Origin of the sequence: Actinomycetospora sp. CA-053990, from assembly GCF_050948445.1 — a bacterium.
Lineage (GTDB): Bacteria > Actinomycetota > Actinomycetes > Mycobacteriales > Pseudonocardiaceae > Actinomycetospora > Actinomycetospora callitridis.
On sequence record NZ_CP192043.1, the window covers coordinates 1,817,467 to 1,841,540 of the forward strand.

Below are 24,074 nucleotides of genomic sequence, written 5' to 3' on the forward strand. Positions count from 1 at the left end.
GTCAGCCCCGATCCCAGCGCCCCACGTAGGCCGCCAGGTGCTCGCCGGTGAGGGTGGAACGGCCGGCGACGAGGTCGGCCGGCGTCCCCTCGAACACCACCCGGCCGCCGTCGTGCCCCGCACCCGGCCCGAGGTCGATGATCCAGTCGGCGTGCGCCATGACCGCCTGGTGGTGCTCGATGACGATCACCGACTTGCCGGAGTCGACGAGGCGGTCCAGCAGGCCCAGCAGCTGCTCCACGTCGGCGAGGTGCAGGCCCGTGGTGGGCTCGTCGAGCACGTAGACGCCACCCTGCTCGCCCATCTGCGTGGCCAGCTTGAGCCGCTGGCGCTCGCCGCCCGAGAGCGTCGTCAGCGGCTGGCCGAGCGTGAGGTAGCCGAGACCGACGTCGGCGAGCCGGACGAGGATCTTGTGGGCGGCCGGCGTCTTCGCGTCGCCGGCCCCGAAGAACTCGACGGCCTCGGACACCGGCATCGCCAGCACCTCGGCGATGTCCTTCCCGCCGAGGGTGTACTCGAGCACCGAGGCGTCGAAGCGCTTGCCCTCGCACACCTCGCAGAGCGTCGAGATGCCCGCCATGATCCCGAGGTCGGTGTAGATGACGCCGGCGCCGTTGCAGTTCGGGCAGGCGCCCTCGGAGTTCGCGCTGAACAGGGCCGGCTTCACGCCGTTGGCCTTGGCGAACGCCTTGCGGATCGGCTCGAGCAGGCCGGTGTAGGTCGCCGGGTTGCTGCGTCGCGAGCCCTTGATCGCGGTCTGGTCGACGAGCACCACGCCGTCCCGCGACGCCACCGAGCCGTGGATCAGCGAGGTCTTGCCCGAGCCGGCCACCCCGGTGACGGCCACGAGCACGCCCAGCGGGATGTCGACGTCGACGTTGCGCAGGTTGTGGGAGTCCGCGCCGCGCACCTCCATCGCGCCGTCCGGCGTGCGTACCGACGTCTTGAGCGTGGCGCGGTCGTCGAGGTGTCGCCCGGTCAGGGTGCCGCTGGCCCGCAGCCCGTCGAGGCTGCCCTGGTAGACGACCTCCCCGCCGGCGGTGCCGGCGCCCGGTCCGAGGTCGACGACCTGGTCGGCGATCGCGATCGTCTCCGGCTTGTGCTCGACGACGAGCACGGTGTTGCCCTTGTCGCGCAGGCGCAGCAGGAGCGTGTTCATCCGGTCGATGTCGTGCGGGTGCAGCCCGATGGTGGGCTCGTCGAAGACGTAGGTGACGTCGGTGAGCGCCGACCCGAGGTGCCGGATCATCTTGGTGCGCTGCGCCTCGCCGCCGGACAGCGTGCCCGCCGGGCGGTCGAGGGACAGGTAGCCGAGCCCGATCTCGACGAACGAGTCCAGCGTCTCCGAGAGCGACGACAGCAGCGGCGCGACGGAGGGTTCGTCGAGGCCGTGGATCCAGTCGGCCACGTCGCTGATCTGCCAGGCGCTGACCTCGCCGATGTGGACGCCCGCGATCTTCGACGACCGCGCGGCCTCGGACAGGCGGGTGCCGCCGCACTCCGGGCACTCCGCGAAGACGACCGCCCGGTCCACGAACGCGCGGACGTATGGCTGCATCGCCTCCCGGTCCTTGGACAGGAACGACTTCTGGATCTGGGGGATCAGGCCGGTGTAGGTGAGGTTGATGCCCTCGATCTTGAGCTTCGTCGGCTCCTTGTAGAGCAGGGCATCCAGCTCCCGCTTCGTGAACTGCGCGATCGGCTTGTCCGCGGGGAAGAAGCCGCAGCCGCGCAGGATGCGGCCGAACCAGCCGTCCATGCTCATGCCGGGGATCGTGATCGCGCCCTCGTCGATCGACTTGGAGTCGTCGTAGAGCGCGGTGAGGTCGAAGTCCGACGCGGTGCCCCGGCCCTCGCAGCGGGGGCACATGCCGCCGGTGATGCTGAACTCGCGGCGTTCCTTGATCTCCCGGCCGCCCTTCTCGAGGGTGACCGCCCCCGCCCCGCTGATCGACGCCACGTTGAACGAGAACGCCTGGGGTCCGCCGATGTGCGGCTCGCCGAGCCGGCTGAACAGGATGCGCAGCATCGCGCCGGTGTCGGTGGCGGTGCCGACGGTGGAGCGGACGTCGCCGCCCATCCGCTCCTGGCCGACGACGATCGCGGTGGTCAGCCCGTCGAGGACGTCGACGTCCGGCCGGTTGAGGGTGGGCATCAGCCCCTGCAGGAACGCGCTGTACGTCTCGTTGATCATCCGCTGGGACTCGGCGGCGATCGTCGAGAACACCAGCGAGCTCTTGCCCGAGCCGGAGACGCCGGTGAAGACCGTGAGCCGGCGCTTGGGTAGCTCGACGCTCACGTCGCGCAGGTTGTTCTCGCGCGCGCCGTGGACGCGGATCAGGTCGTGGCTGTCGGCCGCGGCCTGCGCCGGCGCGCCTGTGCTGGTGGCCGTGCTGGTGGCCGTGCTCATCAAGGGCTCCGTTCCTGCGGGCGGATGCGTCACTTCACCTCGAAGATCCGGATCATGCTGCCCGCAGGGTCGCGGAAGGCGGCGTCGCGGATGCCCCACGGCTGCTCGGTGGGCTCCTGGACGACCTCGGCGTCACCGGACTGCAGGCGCTCGAAGGTGCCGTCGAGGTCGGTGGTGGCGAGGTTGATCGACGCGAAGGTGCCCTTGGCCATCATCTCGGCCACGGTGCGTCGCTCCTCCTCGGTCATCCCGGGCTGGGCCGCGGGCGGGTACAGCACGATCGAGGTCGCGGGCTGGTCGACGGGGCCGACGGTGAGCCAGTGCAGCCCGTTCCACTCGACGTCGTTGCGCACCTCGAAGCCGAGGGTGTCGCGGTAGAACGCGAGCGAGGCCTCGTTGTCGGTGTGGGGGAGGAAGGTGTGGTGGATGGTGAGGTCGGGTGTGCTCATGGCGGTCACGCTAGGGGCGCCCCGGAGACCCGTGCTTCTCGATTCCTGACCGGTCGTGTCACCTGCTTCGACACGCAGGGCGGCATCCCCGGACCGGGGCCCGCCGTCTGCTTCCGGTAGGCGCTCGGCGACATGCCGACGAGCTCGGTGAAGCGGGTGCTGAAGGTGCCCAGCGACGAGCAGCCCACCGCGAAGCAGACCTCGGTGACGCTCAGGTCGCCCCGGCGCAGCAGGGCCATGGCGCGCTCGATGCGCCGCGTCATGAGGTAGCTGTAGGGCGATTCGCCGAAGACCCGCCGGAACTCGCGGCTCAGGTGCCCCGCCGACACGGCCGCGCCGCGCGCGAGCGCCTCGACGTCGAGCGGCTGCGCGTACTCGCGGTCGATCCGGTCGCGGACACGGCGCAGCCGCGCGAGGTCGCGCAGGCGGTGGGTGTCCGGAACGTCCACGGGGACGATCCTTCCCCGCCCGGCTGCCCGTCGTCCATCACCCTCACTGACGCTGGGTGAGCCCCGTCATGCACCACTCACCGTCGGTCACGCCGAGCACCAGGTCGGCGGGCAGGGTCTGCGTCTGCCCCTGGGCGCTCAGCGTGAGGTCGATCGGCGCCCGCGCCTGGGTGTCGAGCATGAGCTGCGACGGCCCGGCCGGGACCGCCGACTGGATCAGCGTGAGCGCGTCCGGCGTGAGCGGGTTCAGCGGCTGGCCGTTCGGGGTGCGGCAGGACGCCGCGTCGAGCGCCGCCCCGTCCTTGCTCGCGAGCGCGGTGGTGATCTGCGCGGCGCGGTCGTCCGGGGAGCCCGGGTTGACCAGGAAGCCGGGGTAGAGCAGCGCGGTCACCGCCAGCGCGACGACCGCGATCGCGGCGACGGCGCCGAGGGCGATGACGAGGCCCAGGGGACGGCCCGCGGGCTCGTCGTCGTCCTCGTCGGTGAGGTCGTCGTCGTCGTCGGTGTCATCGGTCTCGTCGCTGTCGGTCGCGGCCGCCGGCTCGGCGTCGGCCGTCGTGTCCGCCTCGTCGGCCGGGGTGTCGGCCGGGGTGTCGGGCGCGGTGTCGGCCGCGGTGTCGGCGCCCTCGTCGGGAGCGCTGTCGGCCGGGGTGCCGGCGTCGTCGGGAGTGCTGTCCGCCGGGGTCGTGCTGTCCGTCGCGGTGGTGCTCCCGGTCCCGGTGCCGGCCTCGCCGTCCCCGGCCGGCGGATCGTCCGTCGCCACGGTCTCGTTGTGAGTCGTGTCGGACATACTTCTGATTCCTCCCAGGACGCTTCGGCGGGCGCCGTTTCCGCAGCGGAATGCCTGTCCGCACGGTGCCTCATGGGTGATGGCGCGCCGACACCCGGGCCCGTGCGTGCCACGCCGGTGACCCGATCGGGGTTCTCCCTCGTGTGACCCGGCGCTACCGACTCCTCGGGGCCGACGGCCGGAGCCGCGCCTCGTCGACGGCCGGCACCCTCGGCGGCCACCGCCGCCTGCGCATCTACGGCCGGCTCGACTGCCCGAGCGCGCGGCGGTGGCTCGCCCGCGGCCACTATGCGGCCCACCGGGTGTTCTTCGCCGACAACGAGGCCGCCCGCGCCGCGGGCTACCGGCCCTGTGCGGTGTGCCTGCCCCGCGAGTACGACCAGTGGACGACCCTCCAGGAGGACCGATGACGACGAGCCCCACCACGACCGACGAGATCCCCGCCGTCGACCGCGTCGACTGGGACGACCTCGCCGCCCGCCTCGACCGCGACGGGTTCGCGACGACCGCGCCGCTGCTGGACCCCGAGCAGTGCCGGCAGATGATCGACGTCTTCGACGACGAGGACGCGTTCCGGTCCACGATCGACATGGCGCGGCTGTCGTTCGGCGAGGGCCGCTACCGCTACTTCGCCGACCCGCTCCCGTCGCTGGTGCAGACGTTGCGCACCCGGCTGTACCCGCCGCTCGCGCGGATCGCGAACCGCTGGGCCGGGCTGCTCGGGGAGGACACCTTCCCCGAGCGCCACGACGGGCTCGTCGAGGCGTGCGCCGCGGCGGGCCAGCAGAAGCCCACGCCGCTCGTGCTGCGCTACGGCCCCACCGGCTACAACTGCCTGCACCAGGACGTCTACGGCGACCTGACCTTCCCGCTGCAGGTGCTCGTCATGCTCAACACGCCCGACGTCGACTTCACCGGCGGGGAGAGCGTGTTCGTCGAGCAGCGGCCCCGGCAGCAGTCGCGCCCGATGGTGGCGCGCCCCGGCCTGGGGCAGGCGGTGGTCTTCCCGGTGCGCCACCGCCCGAAGCAGGGCTCCCGCGGCCACCATCGCGTGCAGATGCGCCACGGCGTCTCGGCGGTGCACACCGGCGAGCGTCACGTGCTCGGCATCATCTTCCACAACGCCCGGTGAGGGGCGGGTTCACGCGCTGAGCGCGGGCGGCGTCCGTCGTCGGCCGGCGTGCCAGGCGAGGGTGCGGGCGAGGCCGTCGCGCAGGGGCGTGGTCGCGGCCCAGCCGAGGTGCTCGGCGGCGGGCCCGGTGTCGGCGACGTGTGCGGCGTCGTGGCGGCGGTCGGAGACGTCGCCGAAACCGAGCGGGCCCCGGTAGTGCGCCAGGTCGGCCAGCTCGGTGGCGACCTCGGCGACGGTGGCGGTGTGCCCGGAGCCGATGTCGACCACGCGGCCCGGCGCCTCCTCGGCGGTGGCGGCCCGGACCAGGGCGTCGCACACGTCGTCGACGTAGACCCAGTCGACGGGACGGGTGCCGCTGCTCAGGGCGGGCGCGACGCCGTCGAGCACGCACGTGCAGACGTAGGGGACGAGCTTGTGGTCGTCGGGCTGGTCGGGCCCGTAGACCATGGCGATGCGCAGCACGGTGACGGGCAGGTCCCACTGGGTGTGGAACAGACGCGCGTAGCCGGTCGCCGCGGACTTGGCGGCGGCGTACGGGGAGACCGGGGCGTCCTCCCCGCGGGGCTCCTCGATCGAGCCGGCGAGCACGACGCGGCAGCCGGGCAGCGCGTGGGCGGCGGTCATCACCGCGACCGCGGCGCGGGTGTTGGCCTCCAGCATGGGCAGGGCGAGGGCGCTGTCGCGTCGGCCCTGCACCTGGCTGGCCAGGTGGAACACCGCGGCGGGGGCGACCCGGCGGACGAGGTCCTCGACACCGTCCGCGTCGGTGAGGTCGCCCTGGTGCCAGGTCACGCCGGGCAGGTCGGGGCGCGGGGCACCGGCGTCGCGGGTCAGGGCGTGGACCTCGGCGCCGTCGCGCAACAGCCGGCGCGCGAGGTGGCGGCCCAGGAAGCCGGTGGCACCGGTGACGAGGACCGGGCGACCGCGCAGGGCGCCGTGGAGGGTGGCAGGGCGGGTGGTCATGAACGGGCGCCTCGGGAGGTCGTGGCGAGGGGTGCGGGCCGTCGCGGGCACACCGATCGACGCCGCGAACACCGCGGGCTTCCCGCCGCCACGGGGCGGGAACCGGACGGTGAGCCCCACCACGCGCCGCGGGCCGACCGCCACCCGTTGCTCAGGACACGGACGCTTCACCCGAAGCATCCGGCCCCGGATCAGGCCCCCTCATCCGGCGTCTCGAGGGTGAGCCGCCCCACCCGCTTCAGGACGTCGAGCTGGGCCGGGGAGTAGAGCTCGATCATCGCCTGGCCCATGGTGCGGGCGGCGAACTTCGCGCCCTGCGGAGCGTCCTCGTCCGCGGTCCGCAGCTCGGGGTGCTCGGCCCGCAGGGCGCGGACGTGGGGGAGCATCCGTTCGGCGAGGTCCTGGCGGGTCTGCTCGTCGGCCTCGGGGGAGAGCTCGTCGAACTCGGTCATGAGGGGTTCGTGCTGGTAGTTCGACATCAGGTCCGCGTAGGCCTTGATGCCCTTCGGCCCGAGCACCCGGGAGAGGACGACCATGTAGGAGCGGTCGGCGTCCGAGAGGTCCGCGCGGGCGGCGGCCGGGGCGATCTCGGGCGGCAGGTCGGTCGGCGCCGCCTCGCGCAGGATGAGGGCGAGCTCGGCGCGGATCCGCTGCAGCCGCTCGATGCTCTCCGCGAGCTCCGCGTCCAGCTTCCGCAGCGCCGCCTCGGGGTGCTCGTCGGCGTCGCCCATCTCGGCGATCTCGGCGAGCGAGAGGCCGAGATCGGTCAGGCGCTTGATCCGCAGGACGCGCACGAGGTGGGCCACGCCGTACTGCTTGTAGCCGTTGGCGCGCCGCTTCGGCTCCTCGAGCAGGCCGACCTCGTGGTAGTGCCGGACCGTGCGCAGGGTGGTGCCGGTGAGCTCGGCGAGCTGCCGGGTGCTCCACGCCATGGGGGCTGCTCCTCCTGTCGTCGGACCTCGGGCGAGGTGTGCGGACGACAGTGAAAACCGTGCCGCTGCGGCATGGTCAAGCGTGACGGACCTCGCCCGCGCCGGCACGGCGACGAGGACCTGCCGGAGGCGACGTCCGGGCCGTAGCGTCGCCGACCATGCCGGAGCCCACGCCTCCCGACCGCGAGCGACACCTGATCCGGTACTCCGGCCGGGGCGGGTTCAGCCCCGGCATCGCGGACCGGGCCACCGGCAGCACGGTGATCACCGAGGACGGGCGCGAGCTGTTGGACTTCACGTCCGGGCAGATGAGCGCGATCCTCGGGCACGGCCACCCGGAGATCGTGGCGACCGTCCGCGAGCAGGTCGGCCGCCTCGACCACCTCTACAGCGGAATGCTGAGCCGCCCGGTCCTCGACCTCGCCCGGCGGCTGGCGGAGACGCTCCCGGCGCCGCTGGAGAAGGCGATGCTGCTGACCACGGGCGCCGAGTCCAACGAGGCGGCGCTGCGGATGGCGAAGCTCGTCACCGGACGCCACGAGATCGTCTCGTTCGCGCGGTCCTGGCACGGCATGACCGGCGCCGCCGCGAACGCGACCTACGTCGCCGGACGCACCGGGTACGGCCCCGCCGCGCCTGGCAACTTCGCCCTGCCGGTGCCCGACCGGTTCCGGCCCGACCTCGTCGACGCGGACGGGGAGCTGGACTGGCGCCGCCAGCTCGACCTCGGGTTCGACCTGATCGACGCCCAGTCGGTCGGCAGCCTCGCGGCCTGCCTGGTCGAGCCGATCCTGAGCTCCGGCGGCGTCGTCGACCTCCCGCCCGGCTACCTCGCCGCGCTGCGGGACAAGTGCCACGAGCGCGGCATGCTGCTGATCGTCGACGAGGCGCAGACGGGCCTGTGCCGCACCGGGGACTGGTACGCCTTCCAGCGCGACGGCGTCATCCCCGACATCCTGACCCTGTCGAAGACCCTCGGCGCCGGGCTGCCGCTGGCGGCGGTGCTGACCAGCGACGCGATCGAGCAGGAGGCCCACGACCGCGGGTTCCTGTTCTTCACGACCCACGTCAACGACCCGCTGCCCGCCGCCGTCGGCAACACCGTGCTGGACGTCCTGATCCGCGACCGCCTCGACGAGCGCGCCCGCGAGCTCGGCGATCGCCTGCAGGGTGGGCTGCTCGAGCTCGCGGAGCGGCACAAGGTGATCGGCGACGTGCGGGGACGCGGGCTGCTGGTGGGGCTCGAGCTGGTGGACGGGGGATCCGGCGACGCCGACGCGCTCGGCGCCGCCGTCACCCGGCGCTGCGCCGATCTCGGCCTGCACATGAACATCGTGCAGCTGCCGGGCATGGGCGGGATCTTCCGGATCGCCCCGCCGCTCACGGCCTCGGACGCCGAGATCGACCGCGGGGTCGCGATCCTCGACGAGGCCCTGACCGCCGAGACCAGCTGATCAGCGCAGGCCGTCGGCCGCCGCGACCCGCGAGCGCTTCTCCTCGGCCGCCGGCTCGGCGCCGGAGTTCGGCCACATGAGCTCGAACTCCAGCTCGATCTTGTCGCCGTAGGGCTCCAGCTCCAGCTCGACCTCGAACTCGTCGGGCAGGTTGAGCGCCACGCCCGGTCCGACCAGGGACACCTCCGTCGTGCCGCCGTTCTCGAGGGCGTTCGCGAGCGAGTGGAGCCACTTGGCGGCCTCCTGGCGCGACAGGATGACCCTCTGCTCGATCTTTCCACCCGCCATGGGTGCTCCTCTCCTGGGGAATTCGATCTCACTCCGGCCCGGCGAGGGTAGCGGCGACGGGGCCGTCGTGACGGGGTCGCGAGCCGGTCCTCGGCCACCTCAGCTCGATCTCCAGTTCGACCGTCTCGCCGTGCGGCTCGATCTCCAGCTCGCAGCGGAACTCCTCGGGCAGCTCCAGCGTCACGGGCGGGCCGGCCAGCGAGACCTGCATGGTGCCGCCGTCCTCGACCGCCTTCGCCAGATCCGCCAGCCACCGCGCGACCTCCTGGCGCGACAGGGTCGCCTTCTGCTCGATCTCGTCCTTCGACATCTCACCGCTCCTTCCTCGGAGGAACCGGCCACTCTCCTCCGCCGGGCCGCCCTCGACGAGGGTCAGGGCCGTCGAGGCCGAGCCGCGAGGACCTCGGCGAGGACGGTCGCGTGGCTCGTGACCAGGTCCGTCGTGGCGGTGAGCAGGGTGAGACCGCGTCCGTCCTGCCACGCGCGCAGGTCGTCGAGGGCCTGCGCGCGCTCCGGCTCGGCGAGCTCGGCGCGGTAGCGGCGCGCGAACTCGTCGAAGCGGTCGGGCGCGTGCCCGTACCAGGACCGCAGCTCGTTCGACGGCGCGACGTCCTTGGCCCACCGGTCGAGGTCGGCCGCGTCCTTGCGCAGGCCCCGGGGCCACAGCCGGTCCACCAGGACCCGGAGGCGGTCGGGCTCGCGCGGGTCGTAGACCCGGCCCACGGCGATCTCGGGTGACGGCACGCGCTCATCCTCGTCCAGAGCGACCGTTCGACGCTGCTCTGACCGGGGTCGCCCCGGCGTCACCCGTTCGGAGGCTCCGGGGCTGACCCGTCCGGGTCGATGGGGACGGGGAAGCGGCACGCGCAGGGCACCTGCCCCGCGATCTCGGGAGGTCCAGTCATCGGTATCGGAGCCACGTCGGGCAGCGGACGTCATCGGTGGGAGGGCACCCGGTCCCCGGGTCGCCGCCCACGCCGGGGTCTGACGATCGCGCTCGCGGGCGCCGCCGTGACCACGACCGTCGGTCTCCTCGCCGGCCCGGCGCTGGCCGACGCCGCGTCGGAGAGCCCCGAGGCGAGCCAGGTCGCCCGGGAGACCCACGCCGAGGCGTTGGTGCCCGGCACCCCGTGCTCGGTGTCGGCGCGGGCGTGCGTCGACCTGGAGTCCCAGCGGGCCTGGCTGATCCGCGACGGGAAGGTGACCCGCGGGCCGATGACGATCTCCTCCGGCGGCGAGGGACGGGCCACGCCGGTGGGCCACTCGTTCCGCGTCTACCGCAAGGACCGCGACCACGTCAGCGGGGAGTCGCGGACCGCCGAGGGTCGGCCCGCCCCGATGCCCTTCTCGACGTTCTTCGCCGACGGCGGGATCGCCTTCCACGGAGGTGACCCCTCGCGCTCGTCGGCCGGGTGCATCCGGATGAAGGCCGCCGACGCCGAGGCGGTGTTCAACGACCTGCAGAACGGCGACAAGGTGCAGGTGGTCAACGGCTCGCAGGAGCGGGCGGCGCGGGGCGAGGCGTCGTAGGACCGCTCCACCGCTGATCGGGGACGTCGAGCCGTCGTCGGCTCATCGGCGCGCGCGTCCGAGGCGCAGCGCCGAGACGAGGAAGAAGATGCCGCCCAGCAGGGCGTAGCCGGCGAGGCCGGCGAGCGACGCTCCGGCGGCCGAGGCCATGAGGACGAAGGCGACCCCGGCCAGCACGGAGATCGACCCGCTCGCGATCATCGCCCCCTGCCCGCCCAGGGATCGACGGCGGATCGCGACGACGAGCTGCACGACGCCGGCGACGACCGCCCACACACCCCAGACGCGCAGGACGGCCGGAATGCCCGAGGAGAGGGCGACGGCCAGCCCGATCGCGGCGAGAGCACTGATGGTCATGGTGGCCCGCAGCCCCACGGCGCTCCGGGCCCCCGGAGTCGCGGCTCGCGACGACCGTGCGTCGACCGCGGCCGCCGCCACGTCGACGAGCGGGTAGAGCACGAGCAGGGCCGCGGTCAGCGGGCCGAGGTGCGACCCGACCACGAGCAGCAGCAGGGCCCAGACGACGGCGAAGCCGAAACGGGCGAGGTGGAGGCGACGCAGGGTGGACGGGTCGCCGGACGCGACCGGGACGGGCGTGGTGGCGGTGGTCATGACGGGTTCCCCTCGTTCAGCGTGGGCCGACCCACGCACGCATAGTAGAAAGACCGTTCTCTCTACGTGCTCGCCAGCATCAACCTCTGACGCCTCAGATGCAAGACCGATCGTTCTTTCTGTTAACGTGGGGCATGGCCGCCAGCAGGGGAGACGCCGGCCGCTCGCCTGCTCGTGAGCGGTTGCTGTCCGTCGCCGGCGGGCTCTTCTACGGCGAGGGCATCCGGGCGGTCGGTGTCGAGCGGATCCTCGCCGAGGTCCCGACGACGCGGGCCACCTTCTACCGCCACTTCCCGTCCAAGGACGACCTCGTCGTGGCCTACCTGCGCGGGGTCGACGCACAGACGCGTGACCGGGTGCAGGCCGACATCGACGGCGCGGCCACACCGATCGAGGCGCTCCGGGCCATCGGCGACTCGGTGGCGGAGAGCCTGACGACCCCGGGCTTCCGTGGGTGTGCCTTCCTCAAGGCCGCCACCGAGTTCCCCGACCCCGACGACCCGATCCACCGGGCCGTGCTCGAGCACCGGGCCTGGTACGCCGCCACGATCACGGAGCTGTTCGCCCGGATCTTCGACACCGACGTCGAGCGCCCCGACCCCCGCGAGGCCGCCCAGCACTTCATCGTCATGCGCGACGGCGCCATGGCGGGCGCCCAGATCGACGGTGCCGCGGACGTCGGGGTCGTCCTGCGCCGAGGTGTGGAAGGGCTGCTCCACGTCGTCCACCCGACGGGCCTCGACGGCCGGCCGATCGACCCCCGACGCGGGAGCCCTCGGTAGCGGGCGCTGAGCGAGGGCTCGACACGTTCGTCGGTTCGCCGTAGCTTACGGTTCGTGTCAGCTTACGGAGACGCGGGCCTCGGGTTGCTCGGCGACCCGATGCGCCGCGCGATCTTCGAGACGCTGGCGCGCCGGCCCAGCTCGGTCGGCGAACTCGCCGAGCAACTCCCGATCAGCCGCCCGGCCGTGTCCCAGCACCTCAAGGCGCTCAAGGACGGCGGACTGGTCGTCTCCCACGCCGAGGGCACACGCCGCATCTACCGCCTCAACCCGCAGGGCGTGGCCGCCTTGCGGAGCTGGCTCGACGGCGTCTGGGAGCACGCCCTCGCCGACTTTCACAAGTTCGCTGAACAGGCCGTCGCCGACGAGAACGCCGGCACCGACCCCGCAGACCAGCCCCGCAAGGAGCAACCATGACCACACCGATTCCGGCGATCGAGGGCAAGACCACCGTCAACGTCGGCCGTGACAAGGCGTTCGCGTTGTTCACCGGCCACTTCGGTGCCTGGTGGCCGCGGCAGTACCACATCGGATCGTCCGAGGTCGCCGACGTGATCCTCGAGCCGCACGAAGGGGGACGGTGGTTCGAGCGCGGCGTCGACGGCTCCGAGTGCGACTGGGGCCGGGTTCTGGCCTGGGAGCCCACGGAGCGGGTCGTGTTCACCTGGCAGATCGGTGGCGACTGGCAGTTCGACCCCGACCCCTCGCACGCCAGCGAGATCGAGGTCCGCTTCCACGCCGACGGGCCGGAGCAGACCACGGTCGAGGTCGAGCACCGACACTTCGAGCGCCTCGTCGGCGGCGAAGGCGTCCACGGCGCCATCGAACACGGCGGCGGCGGCTGGGTCGCGCTGCTCGCTGCGTACGCGCAGACGGTGGCCGCGGGAGGCCGGTCGTGAGAGATGGAGTTCAGGAGCTGAGCAGGGCCGCGAGCTTGATGACGGCGGCCGTCCAGCCGGCCTCGGCGCCGGCCCGACCGCGGGTGGGGTAGGGGCCGTCGCTGAGTGTCATGCGGGTCTTGGTGCCGTGATCGTGGAACTCGACCCGCAGCACGCTGGGCTCTGGCATGCCCATCTGGGGCATGGGGTCCGAGCGCAGCACGAGCAGCTCGGGCTCGACCAGCTCGACGATCTCGTAGCCGACGGTGAACTCGCTGCCGTCGGGGGCCAGCATGGTGAGGTGGTAGCGGCCGCCGACCCGCAGGTCGATCTCGATGCGGTCGCGGGGCACCTCGATGTGCTCGGGGCCGTACCAGGCGGCCAGCGCCTCTGGGTCTGTCCAGGCCCGGAAGACGCGTTCGCGGGGGGCGTCGAACACACGGGTGATCAGGACGTGCTGGTCAGTCGGGGTGGGGGTCTGCTCGGGCATCGCGGGCTCCTCGCTCGCCAGGGTTGTCCGGGTGCGCGCGCAGGTGTGCCTCGAGCCGGTCCATGCGGGCCTGCCAGGTCCGGGTCCGGGCCTGCATCCAGTCCATCGCGTCGTCGAACGGCGCGGTGTGCAGGCGATTGTGGCGCCACTGGGCTTCGCGGCTGCGGGTGATCAGTCCGGCGCCTTCGAGGACCTTGAGGTGCCGGGAGATCGCCGGAACGCTGATCGGGAACCGGGCAGCGACCTCGTTGACGGTGGCCTCGCCCTCGGCGAGCAGGGTCACGATCGCGCGCCGGGTCGGGTCGGCGAGCGCGGCGAAGGTCAGGCTGAGCTGATCGGCGGTCATGTCACTCCTGACTCTCGTGCCGAACACTCCTGTTAATTGCGCTATCGATTAAATACGCTGGTGAGGGCGTCGGCAAGGGTCGAGTACCGGTTGGTCGGACCACCAGCCGGTCGGTGTTCATGAAGGGCCCGACGAGCCCCGACTGGCCGACGGCGCGAACCTCGTCGCCAGTGCGCGGTCCAACGCCGCTGCTCCGGACCCTGCCCAGACCAGGTACACCATCGAGAGCAGCAGCGCCGGGGCCACGCCGAGGTGGAACGGGCCACCCACCTGGACCCCGGCGGTCGCGACGGCACCGGCCATGTCCAGGGCCAGCCCCAGCGCGGCCAGCCGGGTGCCGATCCCGAGGATGAGCATCAGGCCGGCTCCGAGTTCGAGGGCGCCGACCAGGTAGACGATCGCACTGGAGTCGGGGAGCCCGTAGCGGACGAACTCGGCGAGCTCGTCCTCGTGAGCGAGGAACTTCGGCAGGGAGAACAGCACGAACACCAGGCCGGTGACGATCCGCAGCACCGCCGTGGCCACGGCGACGCGTCCGCGGACCCGGGTGCTGAAGAACCGTTGGGTCGGGCTGCGGTCGGATCGGTGCTCGACATCCCCACTACCGCCCATGGTCGTGCTCCTTCTGATCCAGCAACCGCCGCCCGCGGTCAGCATCGTCGGAAGCCGACGGCGTCACTACCCGGGTTCGAGAACATTGCTGCGACGACGGTCGCCTGGCCGGTGCAGGGCGCGGCAAGCACTTCCGCGGCGCTCGGCGCAGTCGCCGCAGGTGCCGAGTGCGGTCCACCTGCAGCTCGGTGCCGACGGGCGCCGACGTCGCGGACGACCGGTCAGCAGGTCGGTGCCGGCAGGGACTGAGGCGCTGTGAGCCGCTCGGAAGTGACTCGATCCAGGCGCGCCGACGGTGTGGGCGAGGTGCCAGGGGACCGGAGTGGGAACGTTCGTCCCACGCGGACTCGAGCTGGTGACGGACCGGGACGTTTTCGCAGGTCATCGCGTGGTGCCCCCGGCAGGATTCGAACCTGCGCCACCGCCTCCGGAGGGCGGTGCTCTATCCCCTGAGCTACGGGGGCGGACCGGTCGCGAGCCTAGCGCACGGGCCGCCGAGGACCGACGCTCGGGTAATGGCACACGCAGAGATCCATCGGGACCGTCGTATCGATGCTGGGGACCTCGCCGCCCTGTCCGGACGCACGATCGCGGTGATCGGGTTCGGCAACCAGGGCGCGGCGCAGGCGGCGAACCTGCGCGACTCGGGGTTCGCGCCGCTGGTCGGCAACCGGGACGACGAGTACGCGACGTCGGCCGCGGAGGAGGGCTTCGACCTGCGCCCGATCGCCGACGCGGCGGCGGCCGCCGACATCGTGCTGCTGCTGGTCCCCGACGAGGAGCAGCCCGAGCTCGTGCGCAGCGAGGTCGCTCCCGGCCTGCGCGCGGGCGACACGCTCGTCGTCGCCAGCGGCTACAACTGGCACTTCGGCCTGCTCGAGGTGCCCGACGGCGTCGACGTCGTCATGGTCGCGCCACGCATGATCGGCGCGGCGGTGCGCGACCGCTACGTCGATCGGCACGGCTTCCCCTGCTTCGTCTCCGTCGAGCGCGACGCGAGCGGGCACGCGTGGGAGACGACGATGGCGATCGCCCGCGCCATCGGGGGCACGCTCGGCGGCGCGATCGTCTCGAGCGCCCGCGAGGAGGCGGCGCTCGACCTGTTCAGCGAGCAGGCGATCTGGCCCGCCATCCTCGACGTGGTGCGCACCGCCCACCGGGTCGCCGTGGAGGCGGGGTTCACCGAGGAGGCGGTGCTCAACGAGCTCTACCTCTCCGCCGAGCCGGCCGAGGTGTTCGCGCACATGGCCCGCGAGGGGCTGTTCGGCCAGCTCGGACTGCACTCACGGACGTCGCAGTACGGGCAGCTGCGGTCGTTGTCGGCGCTCGACGAGGGCGGCGAGCTGGCCGACCGCTTCCGGCGCGTGATGCACGACGACATCCTGTCCGGGGCCTTCGCGCAGGAGTGGAGCCGTCCCGAGGCGGGGGAGCGGCTCGACGCGATGCGCGACGAGGTCGGGGCCACCCGGCTCGCGACCGCCGAGGCCGAGGTCCGCGCCCGCCTGGACTCCTAGTTCATGCCGTGCATGCCCGCGTGCGCATCGACCGGGGCGGGCAGGGGAGCGGCGCCGCGCTCGGCGAGCATCTGCGTCATCACCGCCGCCTCGGAGGTCTGGGACGTCACCATGCTCTGCGCGAGCGCACGGACCGCCGGCACCGAGGCCTCGTCGGCGGCCGCCTGCATCATCGGCAGCCCGCCCTGGTGGTGGCGCAGCATGAGCTGGAGGAACACGACGTCGAGCGCAGGTCCGGTGGAGGCCCGCAGCCGGGCGAGGTCCTCGGGCGACGCCATGCCCGGCATCGTCGCCGTCGGCATACCCATCCAGCCCATGAACTGTCCGGACGGCGGGGTCAGCGGCTCGCCCCAGAGGGTCAGCCAGCCCTCCATGCGCCCGACCTGCGAGGTCTGGGTCGACTCGATGTCGAAGGCGATCTGGCGCACCGCGGGGTCGGCGGTGTTGTTCCGCGCCCACACGGCCATCTCCACGGCCTGGCTGTGGTGGGAGAGCATGTCCTGCAGGAAGCCGACGTCGACCGAGCCCTCGGCCGGCCCGTAGGTCGTCGCGGTGGAGCGCCCGAGGGCGATGCCGCCGATGACGCCGGCGAGCACCAGCACCAGCGCGAGGCCGCCGGCGATGAACGCCTTGGCCCAGGTCGGGCTCGCCGACCACCAGCCGCCGCCGGAGCCGCCGTCGTCCGCGCCGTCGTCGTCGACCGGGGGCGGCGGCGGGTCGGTGCGGTCGGTCTCGCTCACCGGGGTGTCGGTCATGTCGGTGGGGGGCGCGCTCATCCGCCGTTGCCCGCGGCCGCGCCGCGACCGTCCATCGTCACCGCGTCCGGCGGCGGGGGCGAGGGGTCGAACGGGGGCGGGTTGTCCGGGTCGAAGTAGCCCGGGCCCAGGGCGTCGCAGCTCGCCCCGACCTCGGGGTACTGGTACTGGTTCTGGCGCAGCGACTGGATGAACTGGTCGATCCGCGGGTCGTTGGGGTCGGAGACCTTGAGCTCGTGGCCCCACGACTGCAGCGCGATCGGCTGGTCGAGGCCCGGGTACGGCGACATCATCGTGTAGTCCTGGCCCTGCACGCGGCCGGCCAGCGCCTGCACGCCCGGCCCCTGCACGCGCGCCGGGTCGTAGGCGATCCACACCGCGCCGTGCTCGAGGGAGTGGACCATGTTCTCGGTGCGCACCGGGGTCGGGTAGACCACGCCGGTGCAGGCCGCCCAGTAGGCGTCGTGCGGGCCGCCGAACGGGGGCGAGCGGTCGTACGCCACGCGCTGTTGGGCGGTGACGTGCTGCTGGCCCGCGTACTGGCCGGTGACGATGCCCGGGATCGCGAGCGACGGGTCGCGGTTGTCGTCGCCCGGACGCCACGCGCTGACCTCGCCCTCACGCATGAGCGCGAAGCCGATGACGCCGACGGCGAGCAGCACGACGACGGTGACCGCGCCGATGACCGCCCACGGGACCTGGCGGCGGGTGCCGGGGGCGGGCCGCTTGCCGCGGGTGACGGGGTTGGGACCCCGCTTCGCGCCCGGGCGCTGGCCGTTCTTCGTGCCGCCCCTGGCGCCGCCCTGGCCGTTCTGTCTGCGCTGCCCGCCCGAGGACGACCGCCCCGAGGACGGCGTTCCCGACCCGGCCGACCCGGATCGACGACCGGATCCACCACTCGCCATGCCGGCGAGTCTACGGAGCGCGCGGTGACGCTCGAGGGACGGGTGCGCACCCGCGGTGATCGCCGCTCGTGCTTGACGCGGCCATCACCGCAGCGTGTGACGCGTGTGCTGCCCGGTCCCGGAGGTCAGCCGCGCGCCGGTCCCTAGAATCAGCGGGGTGACCCCCGCTGCCTTGGCCGACCTGCTGCACGCCGTCGCCGTGGACGTGCTCACCGAGCGCGGCCTCGACACGGCGGTGCTGCCGGACACGGTCACGGTGGAGCGCCCGCGCAACCCCGAGCACGGCGACTACGCCACCAACCTCGCGCTGCGCTCGGCGAAGAAGGCCGGGGTGGCGCCCGCCGAGCTGGCGGGCTGGCTCGCGACGCGCCTCGAGGACACCGACGCCATCGCCACCGCCGAGGTCGCGGGCCCCGGCTTCCTCAACCTGCGCCTCGCCGCCGACGCCCAGGCCGGGATCGTCGACGCGGTGCTCACCGCGGGCGAGGCCTACGGCCACACCGACGCGCTGACCGGCCAGGCGATCAACCTCGAGTTCGTCTCCGCGAACCCCACCGGTCCCATCCACCTCGGGGGCACGCGCTGGGCCGCGGTCGGCGACGCGCTGGGCCGGGTCCTCGCGTCGCAGGGCGCCGCGGTCACCCGCGAGTACTACGTCAACGACGCGGGCGCGCAGATCGACCGGTTCGCCGAGTCCCTGCTCGCGGCCGCCGAGGGACGCCCGGTGCCCGAGAACGGCTACGGCGGGGCCTACGTCGCCGAGGTCGCGCAGAAGGTCCTGAAGGCCTCGGGTGGGGTGGGGGACAGCAGCACAGCCGGCCTGCTCGACCAGCCCGAGGACGAGAAGCTCGCCGCGTTCAAGCGCCTCGGCGTCGAGGCGATGCTCGAGGAGATGCGCGCGAGCCTGGAGTCGTTCGGCACGCACTTCGACGTCTGGTCCTCCGAGCAGGCGCTGCACAGCTCGGGCGCGGTGGAGCGGTCGGTGCAGCAGCTCAAGGACGACGACGCCCTGTACTTCGCCGACGGCGCGTGGTGGCTGCGCTCCTCGGACCACGGTGACGACAAGGACCGCGTCGTCATCAAGAGCGACGGGCGCCCCGCCTACATCGCGGGCGACATCGCCTACTACCGGGACAAGCGCGCCCGCGGGGCCGACCTCGCGATCTACATGCTGGGCGCCGACCACCACGGCTACATCCACCGCCTCAAGGCCGTGGCCGCGGCGTTCGGCGACGACCCGGCGCGCGTCGAGGTGCTGATCGGCCAGCTCGTGAGCCTCGTGCGCGACGGGCAGCCGGTGAGGATGTCCAAGCGCGCCGGCACGATCATCACGCTGGAGGACCTCGTCGACGCCGTCGGCGTGGACGCGGCGCGCTACACGCTGGCGCGCTCGTCGGTCGACCAGGTGCTCGAGATCGACCTCGACCTGATCTCGAGTCGCACGAACGAGAACCCCGTGTTCTACGTGCAGTACGCCCACGCCCGGCTCGCGTCGCTGGCCCGCAACGCCGCGGACCTGGGCGTCTCCGCGCAGGACCCGGACCTCGCGCTGCTGACCCACCCCCGCGAGGGCGACCTCATCCGCACGCTGGGGGAGTTCCCGCGCGTGCTGTCGTCGGCCGCGAACCTGCGCGAGCCGCACCGCGTCGCGCGCTACCTCGAGGAGCTGGCGGGCGCCTACCACCGGTTCTACGACACCTGCCGCGTCCTGCCGCAGGGCGACGAGGAGCCGTCGGCGATCCACACCGCCCGCCTCGCGCTCTGCTCCGCGGCGCGCCAGGTGCTCGCCAACGGTCTCGGCCTGCTCGGTGTGAGCGCGCCCGAGCGCATGTGACCCACCCGTCCACCCACCAGGTCTGGTTGAACCCACGATGACCCGCGCCCACCCTGCCGGGCCCCGCCACGCCGACGTGATCCCGCAGCACGAGGACGCCGGCGGGCCGCCGCCCGAGGCCGCCCTCGACGCCCTGCCGGCCGCCGTGTGGCCCCGGCACGCCGCCCGCGAGACCGACGGCGTCGTCCGCCTCGCCGGCGTCGACGTCACCACCCTCGCCCGCGAGTACGGCACCCCGCTGTTCGTCGTCGACGAGGCCGACTTCCGCTCCCGGTGCGCCGAGCACGCCGACGCCTACGGCGACCCCGCGCTCGTGCACTACGCGAGCAAGGCGTTCCTGACCACCGAGATCGCCCGCTGGGTGGCCGACGAGGGCCTCGGGCTCGACGTCTGCACCGAGGGCGAGCTGCGCACGGCGCTGCGCGCGGACTTCCCGCCCGAGCGGATCACGGTGCACGGCAACAACAAGAGCCGCCGCGAGCTCACCGCCGCACTGGACGCCGGGGTCGGCGCGATCGTGCTCGACTCCTACGTCGAGATCGGCCGCCTCGACGAGATCGCCCGCGACCGCGACGTCCGCGCCCAGGTCATGGTGCGGGTGACGGTGGGCGTCGAGGCGCACACCCACGAGTTCATCGCCACCGCGCACGAGGACCAGAAGTTCGGCTTCTCGCTGGCCGCGGGCGACGCCGCCGAGGCGGTGCGCCGGGTGCTGAAGTCGCCGGGGCTGCACCTCGTGGGGCTCCACAGCCACATCGGCTCGCAGATCTTCGACGCCGACGGCTTCGAGCTGGCCGCCCGCCGGGTGATCGGCCTGCTCGCCGAGATGCGCGACGAGCACGGTGAGGCCGTCGCCGACGCGCTGACCACCGTCGACCTCGGCGGCGGCATGGGCATCGCGTACACGGTCGCCGACAAGCCCCGCTCGCCCGCGTGGCTGGCCGGGGAGCTGCGGGCGATCGTCGAGCGCGAGTCCGCGCGGGTGGACCTGGTGCCCCCGCGGATCGCGGTCGAGCCCGGGCGCGCGATCGCCGGCCCGGGCACCGTGACGCTCTACGAGGTCGGCACCGTCAAGGACGTCGAGCTCGGCGGGGGCGCGCGGCGCCGGTACGTCAGCGTCGACGGCGGGATGGGCGACAACATCCGCACCGCGCTCTACGACGCCCACTACGACTGCCGGCTGGTCTCCCGGCACGCGACCGGGGCGCCGCCGGTGCGCTCGCGGGTGGTCGGCAAGCACTGCGAGTCCGGTGACGTGGTGGTACGCGACTGCTGGCTGCCCGCGGACGTCGCGCCCGGCGACCTCGTCGCGGTGGCCGCGACCGGGGCCTACTGCTACGCGATGTCGAGCGCGTACAACAAGGTCCCGCGCCCCGCCGTCGTCGCGGTGGCGGACGGCACGTCGCGCACGCTGCTGCGGCGCGAGACCCTCGACGACCTGGCGCGACTGGAGGTGGGGTGAGATGGCCACGCCGCGGAGCGGAGCGGAGCCGGCGGAGTTGAGGTCGAGCAACGAGGGCCGAGCGATCAACGTCGCACTCCTGGGCTGTGGCGTCGTCGGGTCGCAGGTGGTCCGCCTGCTCACCGAGCAGGCCGACGAGCTGGCCGCCCGTGTCGGGGCGCCGGTGCACCTCGTGGGCATCGCGGTGCGGCGGCCCCAGCGGCACGCCGACGTGCCCGCGGACCTGCTGACCACCGACGCGGCCGGGCTGGTCGCCCGCGACGACGTCGACATCGTGGTCGAGCTGGTCGGAGGCATCGAGCCGGTGCGTGGGCTGCTGCTCACCGCGCTGAAGAACGGCAAGTCGGTGGTGTCGGCCAACAAGGCGCTGCTGGCCGAGGACGGCGCGGCGCTCGCGGCGGCCGCGGACGAGTCCGGCGCCGACCTCTACTACGAGGCCTCCGTCGCGGGCGCGATCCCGCTGCTGCGGCCCATCCAGCAGTCGCTGGCCGGCGACCGGATCCGGCGGATCGCCGGCATCGTCAACGGCACCACCAACTTCATCCTCTCGGCGATGGCGACGTCCGGCGCGAACTACACCGAGGCGCTCGAGGAGGCCGGCCGGCTGGGCTACGCCGAGGCCGATCCAACCGCCGACGTCGACGGCTACGACGCGGCGTCCAAGGCCGCGATCCTCGCCAGCCTCGCCTTCCACACCCGGGTGACCGCCGACGACGTCTACCGCGAGGGCATCCGCGACGTCTCCGCCGCCGACATCGCCGCGGCGAAGGCGCTGGGGTGCACGGTGAAGCTCCTCGCGATCTGCGAGCAGGTGGACGGCGGCCGGGGCGAGCGCAGCGACGGGAAGTCTTACGTGACGGCCCGCGTGCACCCGGCGATGATCCCGCGGTCGCACCCGCTGGCCTCGGTCTCCGGGGCCTACAACGCGGTGTTCATCGAGGCCGCCGCCGCGGGCCAGCTGATGTTCTACGGCCAGGGCGCCGGCGGCCCGGAGACCGCGAGCGCCGTGCTGGGTGACCTCGTCGCGGCGGCGCGCAACCGTGTCATCGGCGGCCGCGGGCCGCGGGACTCCGCCCACGCCCACCTGCCCGTCCTGACCATGGGCGAGACCCGCACCCGCTACCACGTCGCGCTCGACGTCACCGACCGCGCGGGCGTCCTCGCCCAGGTCGCAGGCGTGTTCGCCGACCACGACGTGAGCATCGCGACCGTGCGCCAGGAGGGCCGGGGCCAGAACGGGGGTGACGCGGGTGATGGCGTCCCGAACACCCGGGACGCCACACTGGTGATCGTGACCCACTCGGCGACGGACGCGGCCCTCGCGAGCACCGTCGAGGCGCTCACCGGCCTCGACGCCGTGCGCGGCGTCGCCGGCGTGCTGCGCGTCGAGGGCCTGGGTCGTCCCGTGACCGAGCTGGGGGGTGCGTCGTGACCGGAGTGGTCGGTGGGGCCTTCGCGGGGGGTCCGGCGGTGGCGCTCGGCGCCCGCGTCGAGTGGCCCGGGATCATCCCCGCGTACCGCGACCGCATGCCCCGGGTCCAGGACGGCTGGGAGGTCGTGACGCTGCGCGAGGGCGGGACACCGCTGCTGCCCGCGCCGCACCTCTCCGAGCTGCTCGGGTGCGAGGTCCACCTCAAGATCGAGGGCGCGAACCCCACGGGCTCGTTCAAGGACCGCGGCATGACCGTGGCCATGACCGAGGCCCTCGCGGGCGGCGCGAAGGCCGTGATCTGCGCGTCGACGGGCAACACCTCGGCGTCGGCGGCCGCCTACGCGACCCGTGCCGGGATGACCTGCGCCGTCCTCGTGCCCCAGGGCAAGATCGCGCTCGGCAAGCTCGCCCAGGCGACGGTGCACGGCGCGCGGATCCTGCAGCTCGAGGGCAACTTCGACACCTGCCTGGAGCTCGCCCGCCGGGCCGCCGAGCAGTACCCGATCGCGCTGGTCAACTCGGTGAACCCGGCGCGCATCGAGGGGCAGAAGACCGCGGCGTTCGAGATCTGCGACCAGATCGGCCGCGCGCCGGACATCCACGCGCTGCCCGTCGGCAACGCCGGCAACATCACGGCCTACTGGCGTGGCTACACGGAGTACGCCGGGGACGGCGTCGTGGCCGGCACCCCGCGCATGCTCGGCGTGCAGGCCGCGGGCGCCGCCCCGCTCGTGCACGGTGCGCCCGTGACCGACCCGGAGACCCTGGCCACCGCCATCCGCATCGGCTCGCCCGCGTCCTGGGACGGGGCCATCGCGGCGCGCGACGAGTCCGCGGGCGAGATCACCGCGGTGGACGACGACGCCATCCTCGAGGCCTACCGCCTGCTGGCGGCCCGCGAGGGCGTCTTCGTCGAGCCGGCCTCGGCCGCCTCGGTGGCGGGCCTGCTCGCGAAGTCGCGGGCCGGGCGCCTCGACACGGGGCAGCTGATCGTCGCGACGGTGACCGGGCACGGCCTGAAGGACCCCGCCACCGCGCTCGCCGACGCCGCCGAGCCCGTCGTGCTGCCCCCGCACGTGGACGCGGTGGCCGACGCCCTGGGCCTGCGCTGAGCGCCGGGGCGCAGGTCGCGCAGGAGCCGGCGGTGCCGGCCCGCGCCACCGCGCGTGTCCGGGTGCCGGCCACGTCGGCCAACCTCGGCCCCGGTTTCGACACGCTCGGGCTGGCTCTGGGCCTGTGGGACGAGGTCGAGCTCGGCGTCGTCGACGCCCCGTCCTGCCGCGTCGACGTCGAGGGCGAGGGCGCGGGCCGGGTGCCGCGCGACGGCCGCCACCTCGTGCTGCGGGCCGCGCACGCCACCTTCGACCGGGCCGGCGCCCCGCGCGCCTCGCTGCACCTGCGATGTCGCAACGCGATCCCGCACAGCCGGGGCCTCGGTTCCTCGGCGGCCGCGGCCGTCGCGGGGATCGTGGCGGCGCGCGCGCTGCTCGCCGACACCCACCCTCTCGACGACGCCGCGGTGCTCGACCTCGCGGCCGGGTTCGACGGGCACGCCGACAACGTCGCGGCCTGCCTGCACGGCGGGCTCGTCGTCAGCTGGGGCCACGAGGGCTCGTGGCACGCCGCCCACCTGACGCCGCACCCGGCGCTGCGACCGGTGGCCCTGATCGCCGACCGCTCGAGCTCCACCGAGGCCACGCGCGGGCTGCTGCCCGACCGTGTCCCGCACGCGGACGCGGCGTTCACGGCGGCCCGGTCGGCGCTGATGGTCCACGCCCTGACCTGCGAGCCCGAGCTGCTGCTCGCCGCCACCGAGGACCGGCTGCACCAGCCCTACCGGCGTCCGGCCTACCCCGAGACCGCCGCGGCGGTCGATCACCTGCGGGCGGCGGGCATCCCCGCGGTGGTCTCCGGAGCGGGCCCGACGGTGCTCGCGCTGACCCTCGACGGACGGCTGCCCGACGATCTCGACACCACCGGCTTCGCCGTCCGCCCGCTCGCGGTGGACACCGAGGGCGCGCGGGTCGAGACGGGCTGACCGGGCGTCCCGCCCGA

At 73.5% G+C, this 24,074-nt stretch carries 28 protein-coding genes and 1 tRNA gene; 13 read left to right on the forward strand and 16 right to left on the reverse strand.

Annotated elements, in window-relative coordinates; genetic code table 11:
• Position 1 precedes the first annotated feature (1 nt).
• The 4 genes from ACQPYN_RS09315 to ACQPYN_RS09330 are packed head-to-tail and all read right to left on the reverse strand — an operon-like array spanning position 2 to position 4,098.
• Positions 2-2,410, reverse strand: a complete 2,409-nt coding sequence (locus tag ACQPYN_RS09315) for an ATP-binding cassette domain-containing protein (RefSeq protein WP_433036163.1) — start codon at positions 2,408-2,410, stop codon at positions 2-4.
• 29 nt (positions 2,411-2,439) lie between these two features.
• Entirely contained in the window at positions 2,440-2,859 is a 420-nt protein-coding gene (locus tag ACQPYN_RS09320) for a VOC family protein (protein WP_433036165.1), read from the reverse strand.
• 5 nt (positions 2,860-2,864) lie between these two features.
• On the reverse strand, positions 2,865-3,308 hold the full coding sequence (locus ACQPYN_RS09325; RefSeq protein WP_433036167.1) for a helix-turn-helix transcriptional regulator: 444 nt from the start codon (positions 3,306-3,308) through the stop codon (positions 2,865-2,867).
• Positions 3,309-3,351: 43 nt separating this feature from the next.
• Complete coding sequence (locus tag ACQPYN_RS09330) at positions 3,352-4,098, reverse strand: hypothetical protein (RefSeq protein WP_433036169.1); 747 nt, start codon at positions 4,096-4,098, stop codon at positions 3,352-3,354.
• 143 nt (positions 4,099-4,241) lie between these two features.
• On the opposite strand from ACQPYN_RS09330, the gene ACQPYN_RS09335 reads away from it, so the two are divergent.
• Positions 4,242-4,508 (forward strand): Ada metal-binding domain-containing protein, encoded by a 267-nt coding sequence (locus ACQPYN_RS09335; RefSeq protein WP_433036171.1) that lies wholly within the window; start codon positions 4,242-4,244, stop codon positions 4,506-4,508.
• The gene (locus ACQPYN_RS09340; protein WP_433036173.1) at positions 4,505-5,230 is read left to right on the forward strand and encodes a 2OG-Fe(II) oxygenase; all 726 of its coding nucleotides are present in this window, start codon (positions 4,505-4,507) and stop codon (positions 5,228-5,230) included. The genes ACQPYN_RS09335 and ACQPYN_RS09340 overlap by 4 nt, the downstream gene beginning before the upstream one ends.
• A gap of 9 nt (positions 5,231-5,239) precedes the next feature.
• Here ACQPYN_RS09340 and ACQPYN_RS09345 read toward each other — a convergent pair whose 3' ends face one another.
• On the reverse strand, positions 5,240-6,337 hold the full coding sequence (locus tag ACQPYN_RS09345; RefSeq protein WP_433036175.1) for an NAD-dependent epimerase/dehydratase family protein: 1,098 nt from the start codon (positions 6,335-6,337) through the stop codon (positions 5,240-5,242).
• A gap of 47 nt (positions 6,338-6,384) precedes the next feature.
• Positions 6,385-7,125 carry a MerR family transcriptional regulator gene (locus ACQPYN_RS09350; RefSeq protein WP_433036177.1) on the reverse strand — a complete coding sequence of 247 codons (741 nt, stop codon included), beginning with the start codon at positions 7,123-7,125 and terminating at the stop codon, positions 6,385-6,387.
• Positions 7,126-7,283: 158 nt separating this feature from the next.
• Here ACQPYN_RS09350 and ACQPYN_RS09355 point away from each other — a divergent pair, with 158 nt between their 5' ends.
• Positions 7,284-8,579 (forward strand): aspartate aminotransferase family protein, encoded by a 1,296-nt coding sequence (locus tag ACQPYN_RS09355; RefSeq protein WP_433036179.1) that lies wholly within the window; start codon positions 7,284-7,286, stop codon positions 8,577-8,579.
• Here the strand turns inward: ACQPYN_RS09355 and ACQPYN_RS09360 are convergent, their stop codons facing one another.
• The 3 genes from ACQPYN_RS09360 to ACQPYN_RS09370 all read right to left on the reverse strand — a co-directional run bounded on the left by ACQPYN_RS09360 (position 8,580) and on the right by ACQPYN_RS09370 (position 9,611).
• Positions 8,580-8,867, reverse strand: a complete 288-nt coding sequence (locus tag ACQPYN_RS09360; protein WP_433036181.1) for an amphi-Trp domain-containing protein — start codon at positions 8,865-8,867, stop codon at positions 8,580-8,582.
• Positions 8,868-8,895: 28 nt separating this feature from the next.
• Positions 8,896-9,177, reverse strand: coding sequence for an amphi-Trp domain-containing protein (locus tag ACQPYN_RS09365; protein ID WP_433036183.1), 282 nt, complete (start codon positions 9,175-9,177; stop codon positions 8,896-8,898).
• 62 nt (positions 9,178-9,239) lie between these two features.
• A complete protein-coding gene (locus ACQPYN_RS09370; protein ID WP_433036185.1) occupies positions 9,240-9,611 on the reverse strand; it encodes a DUF488 domain-containing protein in 372 nt (123 codons plus the stop codon).
• Positions 9,612-9,878: 267 nt separating this feature from the next.
• Between ACQPYN_RS09370 and ACQPYN_RS09375 the strand changes: the two genes are divergently transcribed.
• The gene (locus tag ACQPYN_RS09375) at positions 9,879-10,397 is read left to right on the forward strand and encodes a L,D-transpeptidase (protein WP_433036187.1); all 519 of its coding nucleotides are present in this window, start codon (positions 9,879-9,881) and stop codon (positions 10,395-10,397) included.
• Between the two features lie 42 nt (positions 10,398-10,439).
• On the opposite strand, the gene ACQPYN_RS09380 is transcribed toward ACQPYN_RS09375, so the two are convergent.
• On the reverse strand, positions 10,440-11,009 hold the full coding sequence (locus ACQPYN_RS09380; protein ID WP_433036189.1) for a hypothetical protein: 570 nt from the start codon (positions 11,007-11,009) through the stop codon (positions 10,440-10,442).
• Positions 11,010-11,143: 134 nt separating this feature from the next.
• On the opposite strand from ACQPYN_RS09380, the gene ACQPYN_RS09385 reads away from it, so the two are divergent.
• The 3 genes from ACQPYN_RS09385 to ACQPYN_RS09395 are packed head-to-tail and all read left to right on the forward strand — an operon-like array spanning position 11,144 to position 12,690.
• Positions 11,144-11,791, forward strand: a complete 648-nt coding sequence (locus ACQPYN_RS09385; protein ID WP_433036191.1) for a TetR/AcrR family transcriptional regulator — start codon at positions 11,144-11,146, stop codon at positions 11,789-11,791.
• A gap of 54 nt (positions 11,792-11,845) precedes the next feature.
• Positions 11,846-12,208 (forward strand): ArsR/SmtB family transcription factor, encoded by a 363-nt coding sequence (locus ACQPYN_RS09390; protein ID WP_433036193.1) that lies wholly within the window; start codon positions 11,846-11,848, stop codon positions 12,206-12,208.
• A complete protein-coding gene (locus tag ACQPYN_RS09395) occupies positions 12,205-12,690 on the forward strand; it encodes an SRPBCC family protein (protein WP_433036195.1) in 486 nt (161 codons plus the stop codon). The genes ACQPYN_RS09390 and ACQPYN_RS09395 overlap by 4 nt, the downstream gene beginning before the upstream one ends.
• Before the next feature lie 10 nt (positions 12,691-12,700).
• Here ACQPYN_RS09395 and ACQPYN_RS09400 read toward each other — a convergent pair whose 3' ends face one another.
• From ACQPYN_RS09400 to ACQPYN_RS09415, 4 genes are all read right to left on the reverse strand, one after another.
• Positions 12,701-13,159, reverse strand: a complete 459-nt coding sequence (locus ACQPYN_RS09400; protein WP_433036197.1) for an SRPBCC family protein — start codon at positions 13,157-13,159, stop codon at positions 12,701-12,703.
• Positions 13,131-13,505 carry an ArsR/SmtB family transcription factor gene (locus ACQPYN_RS09405; protein WP_433036199.1) on the reverse strand — a complete coding sequence of 125 codons (375 nt, stop codon included), beginning with the start codon at positions 13,503-13,505 and terminating at the stop codon, positions 13,131-13,133. Before ACQPYN_RS09405 ends, ACQPYN_RS09400 begins: the two co-directional genes overlap by 29 nt.
• Before the next feature lie 117 nt (positions 13,506-13,622).
• Positions 13,623-14,117, reverse strand: a complete 495-nt coding sequence (locus tag ACQPYN_RS09410) for a DoxX family protein (protein WP_433036201.1) — start codon at positions 14,115-14,117, stop codon at positions 13,623-13,625.
• Positions 14,118-14,506: 389 nt separating this feature from the next.
• A tRNA-Arg gene (locus ACQPYN_RS09415) sits at positions 14,507-14,581 on the reverse strand.
• Between the two features lie 51 nt (positions 14,582-14,632).
• Here ACQPYN_RS09415 and ACQPYN_RS09420 point away from each other — a divergent pair.
• Entirely contained in the window at positions 14,633-15,631 is a 999-nt protein-coding gene (locus ACQPYN_RS09420; RefSeq protein ID WP_433036203.1) for an NAD(P)-binding domain-containing protein, read from the forward strand.
• On the opposite strand, the gene ACQPYN_RS09425 is transcribed toward ACQPYN_RS09420, so the two are convergent.
• Both ACQPYN_RS09425 and ACQPYN_RS09430 read right to left on the reverse strand, forming a co-directional pair.
• The gene (locus tag ACQPYN_RS09425) at positions 15,628-16,407 is read right to left on the reverse strand and encodes a DUF305 domain-containing protein (protein ID WP_433036205.1); all 780 of its coding nucleotides are present in this window, start codon (positions 16,405-16,407) and stop codon (positions 15,628-15,630) included. The two genes, ACQPYN_RS09420 and ACQPYN_RS09425, sit on opposite strands and share 4 nt — an antisense overlap.
• Positions 16,404-17,291 (reverse strand): DUF3105 domain-containing protein, encoded by an 888-nt coding sequence (locus tag ACQPYN_RS09430; protein ID WP_433036207.1) that lies wholly within the window; start codon positions 17,289-17,291, stop codon positions 16,404-16,406. Before ACQPYN_RS09430 ends, ACQPYN_RS09425 begins: the two co-directional genes overlap by 4 nt.
• 157 nt (positions 17,292-17,448) lie before the next feature.
• Here ACQPYN_RS09430 and argS point away from each other — a divergent pair, with 157 nt between their 5' ends.
• The 5 genes from argS (at position 17,449) to thrB (ending at position 24,057) form a co-directional block, all read left to right on the forward strand.
• The gene (gene argS / locus ACQPYN_RS09435; protein WP_433036209.1) at positions 17,449-19,125 is read left to right on the forward strand and encodes an arginine--tRNA ligase; all 1,677 of its coding nucleotides are present in this window, start codon (positions 17,449-17,451) and stop codon (positions 19,123-19,125) included.
• A 37-nt stretch (positions 19,126-19,162) separates the two neighbouring features.
• The gene (lysA, locus tag ACQPYN_RS09440) at positions 19,163-20,587 is read left to right on the forward strand and encodes a diaminopimelate decarboxylase (RefSeq protein ID WP_433036211.1); all 1,425 of its coding nucleotides are present in this window, start codon (positions 19,163-19,165) and stop codon (positions 20,585-20,587) included.
• Between the two features lies 1 nt (position 20,588).
• Positions 20,589-22,019, forward strand: a complete 1,431-nt coding sequence (locus tag ACQPYN_RS09445) for a homoserine dehydrogenase (protein WP_433036213.1) — start codon at positions 20,589-20,591, stop codon at positions 22,017-22,019.
• Positions 22,020-22,114: 95 nt separating this feature from the next.
• Complete coding sequence (gene thrC, locus ACQPYN_RS09450; RefSeq protein ID WP_433038804.1) at positions 22,115-23,131, forward strand: threonine synthase; 1,017 nt, start codon at positions 22,115-22,117, stop codon at positions 23,129-23,131.
• Positions 23,132-23,163: 32 nt separating this feature from the next.
• A complete protein-coding gene (gene thrB / locus ACQPYN_RS09455) occupies positions 23,164-24,057 on the forward strand; it encodes a homoserine kinase (protein ID WP_433036215.1) in 894 nt (297 codons plus the stop codon).
• The last annotated feature ends 17 nt before the right edge of the window (positions 24,058-24,074 follow it).